Here is a 7,093-nt window from a genome sequence, read left to right as displayed (position 1 = left end):
TGCTTCAAATCGTAATGATTGAAGACCCTACACATTTGATTCGTCGAAACTTTGTTCAGTTTTCAAAGGTCTACCTTAGTCAGTTATTAGTGCTGACTAACGATTTAATTATATCAGATGTTTATTTCAATGTCAACAAATTAATTCAAATATTTTTCAAATTAATTTGTTTAGCGTTTTAACAAGCAACTTTTATAATATATCATCTTTTATTTAGCAAGTCAAGAATTAATTTTAAGATTTTATCTCAACCAGCAGATAATATTGTAACTTCTTTCAAACTGATTGTCAACATAATATGATAACTTTTTCATATTAAACCATAATAAGCTAAAATCACAATAATAGAGCCGTTCAAATTGGTATAGTTGATTTGAAGAACTCGTTTATTAAAGACAACAGTTAAATACTATATAGGATTTCCTTCTAATTTGCAAGGGGAAATTCAAATTAATTCTAAAAAATTGACGTCACGTATTCTTTCTGCAATGATGGTCTCAAATTTCAAGTCTAAATTTTACTGCTAATTAAGAAAAGAGATGTTAAATATCAAAATTGCAATTAGTAGCGACAATCACCTAGATGTTAATAGAATAAACATTCAAGAAGCATTAACGTTTCAGGCAAGCTGGCTCAGACAAAATAAAATTGACTACTACCTGTACGCTGGTGACCTCTTTAATGATTTTGTGAAAACAAATCACTACTTTAATCAGCTGCAGCAACTAATACCCAATACCAAAATTTACTATGTTGCTGGCAACCATGATCTGCTAAACAATATTAGTTTCGTTGAAGCAGAAACTCTACATTCTCCTTTGTATCTTCATAACCGGTTTATCGATATTCCAAATAGTAACTGGCGAATAATTGGAAATAGTGGTTGGTATGATTATTCCTTTTCAAGTTACCACGATCGGACTAAAGAGGTTCAAAGCTGGAAAAATGTGTTTTGGCTTGATAGTTCTATTGAGCAGCCTATTTCCGATCAAGAACGGGTACAAAGGGTTCTTAAACAAGTAAAGCACCAGCTCCTTCTTGCCAAGCAGGTTCAAAAAAGAGTGATCCTTATCACCCACTTTGCACCTCGGTACGAACTCCTTGCACCTAAACCGCAAGTCGTTAATACTCCACGAAAAGAAAAAATTTACCAAATGGTCAATGCAATGATGGGGAGTGATCGTCTCGGAAAGATGATAGAAGATTCTGGCATAGTTAGATTCGTTTTTTATGGTCACCTCCATGGAATTCATCCCCCGCTTACTCGTCATAATGTGACCTACCTCAATCAAGCAGTTGGTGTTAGAAATAAACGAATCAATGAATGGCAAGAAAATAACTTCTTCAAACAGTGGACGGCAACAATTCGGATAATCGAACTTTCATAATCTTTATAATTAAAAACGCTATTCTCAGATACTCACCTGAAAATAGCGTTTAATTAATTCTACTTTTGGGTATGGACTTAGACATTCATTGTCTTTCCATATTCATCATTGATTGTGTCGACAACATCCTTCATGGTCATGTCATCTTGAACAACCGTTTCACCGTCGCGAAGAGTGTACTTAACATCTTCACTTAAATTACCAAAGTCAACATCGTTACCCTTTGCATCAACAAAATCGAACTTACTTGCTTGGAAGTTCTTAAGAGCATCTTGATCAATATTCATGATTAATGCTTCCTTTCACTTCCTATTGTAGTCTTCTTTTTAAAAAGTGAACGATCTTTTTTAAACTTTTTGGCTACATTTCCATTCCCATTTTCTTGTACGATTCCATTCCACCGAGCCATAGCTTATCCATTGGCACATGACGTTCCTCGGCAAAAGCCTTCATTAAGGTCATGTGATCCATCAAATGATACTTCTTATCAGGAACAGCCGGATCAACTACTTGAAGTTGGGCCATCATTCCGCCATCTTCATGTTCAATGATGTGACAATGATACATAAAGATACCTGGGACATTAAACCAAACTTTAATCACAACATGTTCACCCGGATTAACAGCAACCGTATCCTTTAATCCTAGTTCATTAGGATATGGAGCATGACCATTACGGGACATCACTTCAAAGGCCGTTCCGTGCATGTGATAAGGGTGAATCATCCCTGGTGCAGGGTTTGTATTACAGATATCCCATAGTTGGACCTTGCCCATAGGCATCTTGTAGTCGATCCGATCCATCTTAAACTTCTTACCGTTCATGGCAACCGCTTCATCCATCCCATCAAGGGTAACATGGTGAACAGGAAGGTCCGTATCAACTGCTGGATCTGGCGTTTCAAATAATGTCTCCGGAATCGAAGTATTGTCTGGTTTAAATTCATGAATTCGGAACTTAATTAGTGGAACATCGTCAGAGTAAAGCGTTACAACGTCGCCTGGTTTGTATTTTCCAAAGTCAACAACGATCTCTTGACGTTCAGCACAAGCAATCAACAACTTAGTCATCTTAACTGGATGAGGAAGCAAACTTAAATCACCAGCAATTTGTGTAAATTCCAGATCATCGCTAAAGTGCAAACGGAATTCACGGCGGTTTGCCCCATCAAGGAAGCGAAGCCGAACCTTTTGGGTTGTAACATCAAAGTACGGATTAATTGTTCCATTAATCATTGGTGTTGGTCCAGCAACGCCATCCGGATCATAATCTTTCCGGTAATTCCATTGATTTCCTTTATGAAAACGGCGATCTTGTAAGATTACCGGAATATCGTCTACCCCATAGTTACGTGGTAGCGGAAGACTACTTTCGTGTTCATCTTGAACAATTGCACCAGCAGCAAGGCCATGCCAAACTTGTTCAGCAGTTGATGGACACGGATGAGCGTGAAGCCAAACAAACGCAGCGGGCTGATCAATCTTGAATGTAACATCACGACTTTCACCTGGATATACTGGTGCGTGACATCCCCCGTCCTCAATTGGTCCCGGGATTGCAAGACCGTGCCAATGGAAAGTAGTCACTTCCGGCAAGTGGTTAACTAAGTGCAAGTGGATCGTTTTTCCCTTCTTAAACACAACCGTTTTTCCTAAAAGCGGCGCATTATAACCCCATGTTTTGGTTTTCTTTCCGGGCATTAATTGGACCTCACCCGTTTGCGCTACGATAGTGTAGTACATATCAGTTGCCGTTTCTTTATCCGGTTTTAGAATTTCTGGAATATTCAACGGCTTTTCCGGTGCTTTTGGTTCTTCTAACGGTACATAACCACCATCATGGTAGTCATACGCTGACTCATCATAGAAATAATGATCAATTACTTCGGCTTTACTCATTATAAAAGACCTCCGTTGTTTTTTATTCGCCATTATTATAGTTCTTTTTGAAATTAAATCTCAAAATATTTATTTAAGACTAGTCATCATCATCCATGTAGTGAAGATCATCAAACTTCTTATCAGCTTGTTGCTGAGCCATAGCCTTGTTTTGGTAGTAGACACCTTCAGTCCAGAAGCCAGCTCCTCCAGCAGCAACTAGGACCTTAACCTGCTTGCCATTAATTGTCTCGGTATGAACGGCAAAGGAACTACCATCCCCAGCAGTTTGACACCAACCACGGATATTCAAGAAGTGAAGGCCATGAAGATCGACAAAGTTCCCACTAACCCAGTCTTTAGTAGCATCTTGAACTGACTGATTCATATTTTGGTCTCCCTCAAGGAAACTAGAGTTCTGCTTATAAATATAGGAAGTACTGCCATCATTAGTAATAGTATTTTTCCCAAACGTAATCGTGCTATTGCTGTCATAATCGGCACTGTACCAAGTTCCCTGCATTTCTGCTGGTACTGTTACTTTTCCTTCACGACCATATTGGTGACTTGTTGTATCTACATTACTGGAAGTTCCGGCACTTTCGGCACGCTTATCAACCACTTGGGCATTCTTTGCCAAATTGCCAACCAATTTTGCTTGCCCTTTGTCGTTAACATACTTAACCATGTCCTGCTTACTAACTGTCGCTAGCTTATTGCTAGTTTTACCAGCTTTAACATTTTGGTAAATATTGACGTCATCGTTATTAATGGTATAAACCAATCCAGTTGACTTACCACCTGCTGTTACATCATAGGCAACTCCCTGACCATTATCGCTTAACTTGTACTTACTAGTTGGGTAAAGATTAACTTTAAGTCCTTGTTTTTCTGCATTCTTAGTCATAGATGCCCAATCATTACCATACTTGTTTCCCGCATAAGCAGCAACTAAACTAACGGATTGTTGTGGTGATAAGTTATCCGCACTCATCTTTTCACTACTCTTTGTTGCTAATAGGCTACTAGATGAAGCTGTATTTCCTGAATCTTGCGATTTACTAGCCTCTTGAGTACCACACCCAGCAAGCAATAGCGCTAATCCCGCAACCATTAGTTTACTAACAGTCTTCTTATTCAATTTCAAAGCCTCCAATAGTAATTATTGCCGCTAGTATACTCCTTTTATTAGTTTTCAACAAAATACTTCTGGTAACTCATCGTCGAACCCAAATAATAATTAATTCCCCAATTTGGCATCCCCGATTGCGCAAGGTGGTTAATAAATGCACCATATACTTTTTCACGCTGAGCAAATGGGATCCCTTGCCAGGCTCTAACGTCCTTAATTTTTCCCGCCCTAATCAAATCCGTAAATTTGCCACCAGCTCGATAACTTTTTGGTGTTCGATAAATCTTTTTTGCCCGTTGACGAAGGGCGTTATCGCGTGGTTGCTGGATATCAAGGTAGCGGTGAGTTTTTTGAAAACGGGGATACATAAAGTAATTGCCATGAGGAATCCCGTAATTAAAAGACTCGGTATTAGCTACCTCTTCTAATTCTTCAATTGAATAATTTGCTGGATCACTATCGATCCTTCCTTTCTCTGTCAGCTTATACGTATTCCACTCACTAACAAATTCCCCATTATCAATATTAACGATAAATTCAATCATCCGAGCTGGATTGTGATAGAGACGCCATGAATTCCTTGTCAGTTGGATTTTCATATTCTTTGGGTACTGGTACTGACTCTGCGTCCGGTTATGGTAACCACTATCAGTTTCATAATCCAATCGCAATTTATGCTCTTGAGCAAAAGTTAAAAGACGCTGAAAGTCGGTTCTACCAGGATACTGCCGAATATAATTTAGGTAAAACAGATCGAGGTAACTCCGAAAAAGGTGAAGTTTTCTCCCTAATTCATCTTCTTTTAGTCCCTTAGATGTTGAGTAAGCATCAATTACTAACTGACGAAATCCAGTAAAGAACGGCGATATCGGTGAGATCTCTAAGCTAAAGTACGCTGACCTTATTTGAAGGAACCCATGCTGATCAACTTCTGCGTTAAACTCGGCGATTACCCGTTGGAGTCGTTGTTTGGGTGACATATTTGAATTCAAAATTGTAATTAACTGGTTTACTTTCCCGTTCACCTGGTCCACCTCCTGATCTTAAAAATAGTAACTTTAATTTAGCGTTAAAATAAGAAGATTATGTAGCTAAGAGTTAAAATAATTAATAATATTAAAACTAATTGATACTTTTATATTGGCTATTAAAAGATATAAAGTATAATTGTTTACAGGAGGGGATTAGAATGTCATTAATGCAAAATACTTCAGAAATTAGCAAGACTGACCAACAGGTTTACTCCATTACCTTAATTCGGAATAGTCCTGATTTGCCAATGTACATTGATAACATGGTTTACGAATCAACCCAATCAGGTCAAAAATTCATGGAGAAGTTAGTTGCCGCCTTTTCGCGTGCTGGCTATCGTGATACGAAGGTCGATGATGACCATTACGAACTCACTAACGGTCTTGACAAGATTTCATTATCCGGGAAATTAGAAGATGTATTTAAAGATTAAATCACTAAAAGCTTAGGAGATTGATATTATCCCCTAAGCTTTTAATATTTTTAAGTAATTTAAACTAAAGGTAGAGTTTGAATCAAGATATAAAGAGATATAAAAAGGAGCATTAATGACCATAAAGAATCCTTTCAATCCAAGTTTTGGTATCCAGCCAACAGTTCTCCTTAACCGTAAGGAATTGATCACAAAGCTAGTTAATGACATTAAAGAACTGGATACTCCTTACCGAACTACATTAATTTACGGTACTCGTGGTATTGGAAAAATTGTCTTCATGAATTAAGTTGGCAAGGAGATTAGTCACCAGCCAAACTGGTTAGCCATGCACTTAATTATTGGCGATAATATGGTTGGTAGATTAGTTGATCTCCTCTACCAAAAAGCAACTACCCCTTTGCAAAAGTTACTCAACCAGATTTCAGGAGTTAATTTTTCCATCGGTGGTATCTCCATTACTGATTCACCACAGAAATTATCCACAACTAATTATCAGATTCTTCTCGAAAAAATGCTTAGAATATTAAAAGAACATCACCAGCATGTCCTAGTGATGATTGACGAAGCACAAGATGTTCCGGGGATGGTTGAATTAGCGTCAGTCTATCAGGTCCTAATTAGTGAAGGATTACCGATTTCAATTATTATGACTGGGTTACCGAAAAACGTCCAAGAACTGCAAAATAACCATGTTTTAACATTCCTATTACGAAGTGGTCAAATTAACCTGTCTCCCTTAAATTTCTTTGATATCCGCGCAAGGTATCAGCAAGAACTAAAAAAACGAGATCCAAAAATCTCAAAAGAAGTTGTTAGAAGGGCTGCTCTATTAGCTGACGGGTATGCATATGCTTTCCAATTAATGGGATACCTCCTCTGGCAGAGTGCTGATACTCACCTTACCAACAAAACAATTGACAAAATTCTTCCAGAATACCAAGCACAACTTAGTAGAAATGCCTACAGTAAAATGTTAGAAGAACTTTCATCCATTGATCAAAAATTTGTTATTGAGATGGCAAATGCTCCAGAATATCCAGTGTCTGCTAAATATTTGGGAACGAAACTTAACCAAAATCCTGGTTATATTGGTGTTTATCGACGGCGTTTAATTGATAGCCAAATTATTGCCCCCGCGGGATATGGAAAAGGCAGATTGCAAGAAATAACTTGAACGAATTTAGTAACGTAGATTAAGCAAGAAGATCTCGATTGGTGTATGCCAAT

General features: G+C 37.9%; 8 protein-coding genes. 4 read left to right on the top strand and 4 right to left on the bottom strand.

The window, feature by feature from the left end; translation table 11 throughout:
- The first annotated feature begins 548 nt into the window (after positions 1 to 548).
- The gene (locus H9564_RS08795; RefSeq protein ID WP_191685096.1) at positions 549 to 1,388 is read left to right on the top strand and encodes a metallophosphoesterase; all 840 of its coding nucleotides are present in this window, start codon (positions 549 to 551) and stop codon (positions 1,386 to 1,388) included.
- Positions 1,389 to 1,465: 77 nt separating this feature from the next.
- On the opposite strand, the gene H9564_RS08790 is transcribed toward H9564_RS08795, so the two are convergent.
- The 4 genes from H9564_RS08790 to H9564_RS08775 form a co-directional block, all read right to left on the bottom strand.
- Positions 1,466 to 1,675: a hypothetical protein gene (locus H9564_RS08790; RefSeq protein ID WP_191685095.1), complete on the bottom strand. Its 210-nt coding sequence runs from the start codon at positions 1,673 to 1,675 to the stop codon at positions 1,466 to 1,468.
- A 73-nt stretch (positions 1,676 to 1,748) separates the two neighbouring features.
- On the bottom strand, positions 1,749 to 3,287 hold the full coding sequence (locus tag H9564_RS08785) for a multicopper oxidase family protein (protein ID WP_191685094.1): 1,539 nt from the start codon (positions 3,285 to 3,287) through the stop codon (positions 1,749 to 1,751).
- Between the two features lie 79 nt (positions 3,288 to 3,366).
- Positions 3,367 to 4,407 (bottom strand): hypothetical protein, encoded by a 1,041-nt coding sequence (locus tag H9564_RS08780; RefSeq protein WP_191685093.1) that lies wholly within the window; start codon positions 4,405 to 4,407, stop codon positions 3,367 to 3,369.
- A 47-nt stretch (positions 4,408 to 4,454) separates the two neighbouring features.
- Positions 4,455 to 5,423, bottom strand: coding sequence for a DUF3114 domain-containing protein (locus H9564_RS08775; protein ID WP_191685092.1), 969 nt, complete (start codon positions 5,421 to 5,423; stop codon positions 4,455 to 4,457).
- Between the two features lie 164 nt (positions 5,424 to 5,587).
- Here H9564_RS08775 and H9564_RS08770 point away from each other — a divergent pair, with 164 nt between their 5' ends.
- The 3 genes from H9564_RS08770 to H9564_RS08765 all read left to right on the top strand — a co-directional run bounded on the left by H9564_RS08770 (position 5,588) and on the right by H9564_RS08765 (position 7,040).
- Positions 5,588 to 5,863, top strand: coding sequence for a hypothetical protein (locus H9564_RS08770; RefSeq protein WP_191685091.1), 276 nt, complete (start codon positions 5,588 to 5,590; stop codon positions 5,861 to 5,863).
- A gap of 115 nt (positions 5,864 to 5,978) precedes the next feature.
- Entirely contained in the window at positions 5,979 to 6,152 is a 174-nt protein-coding gene (locus H9564_RS09215) for a hypothetical protein (protein WP_225209637.1), read from the top strand.
- A gap of 39 nt (positions 6,153 to 6,191) precedes the next feature.
- On the top strand, positions 6,192 to 7,040 hold the full coding sequence (locus H9564_RS08765) for an ATP-binding protein (RefSeq protein WP_225209636.1): 849 nt from the start codon (positions 6,192 to 6,194) through the stop codon (positions 7,038 to 7,040).
- The last annotated feature ends 53 nt before the right edge of the window (positions 7,041 to 7,093 follow it).

It is taken from the genome of Limosilactobacillus avistercoris (genome assembly GCF_014836425.1).
In the GTDB taxonomy this organism is placed as follows: domain Bacteria; phylum Bacillota; class Bacilli; order Lactobacillales; family Lactobacillaceae; genus Limosilactobacillus; species Limosilactobacillus agrestimuris.
Note: the sequence above shows the minus strand (reverse complement) of the source record. Positions and strands in the feature narration are given on the sequence as shown.

What these genes read in the sequence shown, in the direction of transcription:
- H9564_RS08790 (WP_191685095.1), bottom strand. Translation starts at nt 1,675, where the DNA reads ATGAATATTGATCAAGATGCTCTTAAGAACTTCCAAGCAAGTAAGTTC.
- H9564_RS08785 (WP_191685094.1), bottom strand. Translation starts at nt 3,287, where the DNA reads ATGAGTAAAGCCGAAGTAATTGATCATTATTTCTATGATGAGTCAGCG.
- H9564_RS08770 (WP_191685091.1), top strand. Translation starts at nt 5,588, where the DNA reads ATGTCATTAATGCAAAATACTTCAGAAATTAGCAAGACTGACCAACAG.
- H9564_RS09215 (WP_225209637.1), top strand. Translation starts at nt 5,979, where the DNA reads ATGACCATAAAGAATCCTTTCAATCCAAGTTTTGGTATCCAGCCAACA.
- H9564_RS08765 (WP_225209636.1), top strand. Translation starts at nt 6,192, where the DNA reads ATGCACTTAATTATTGGCGATAATATGGTTGGTAGATTAGTTGATCTC.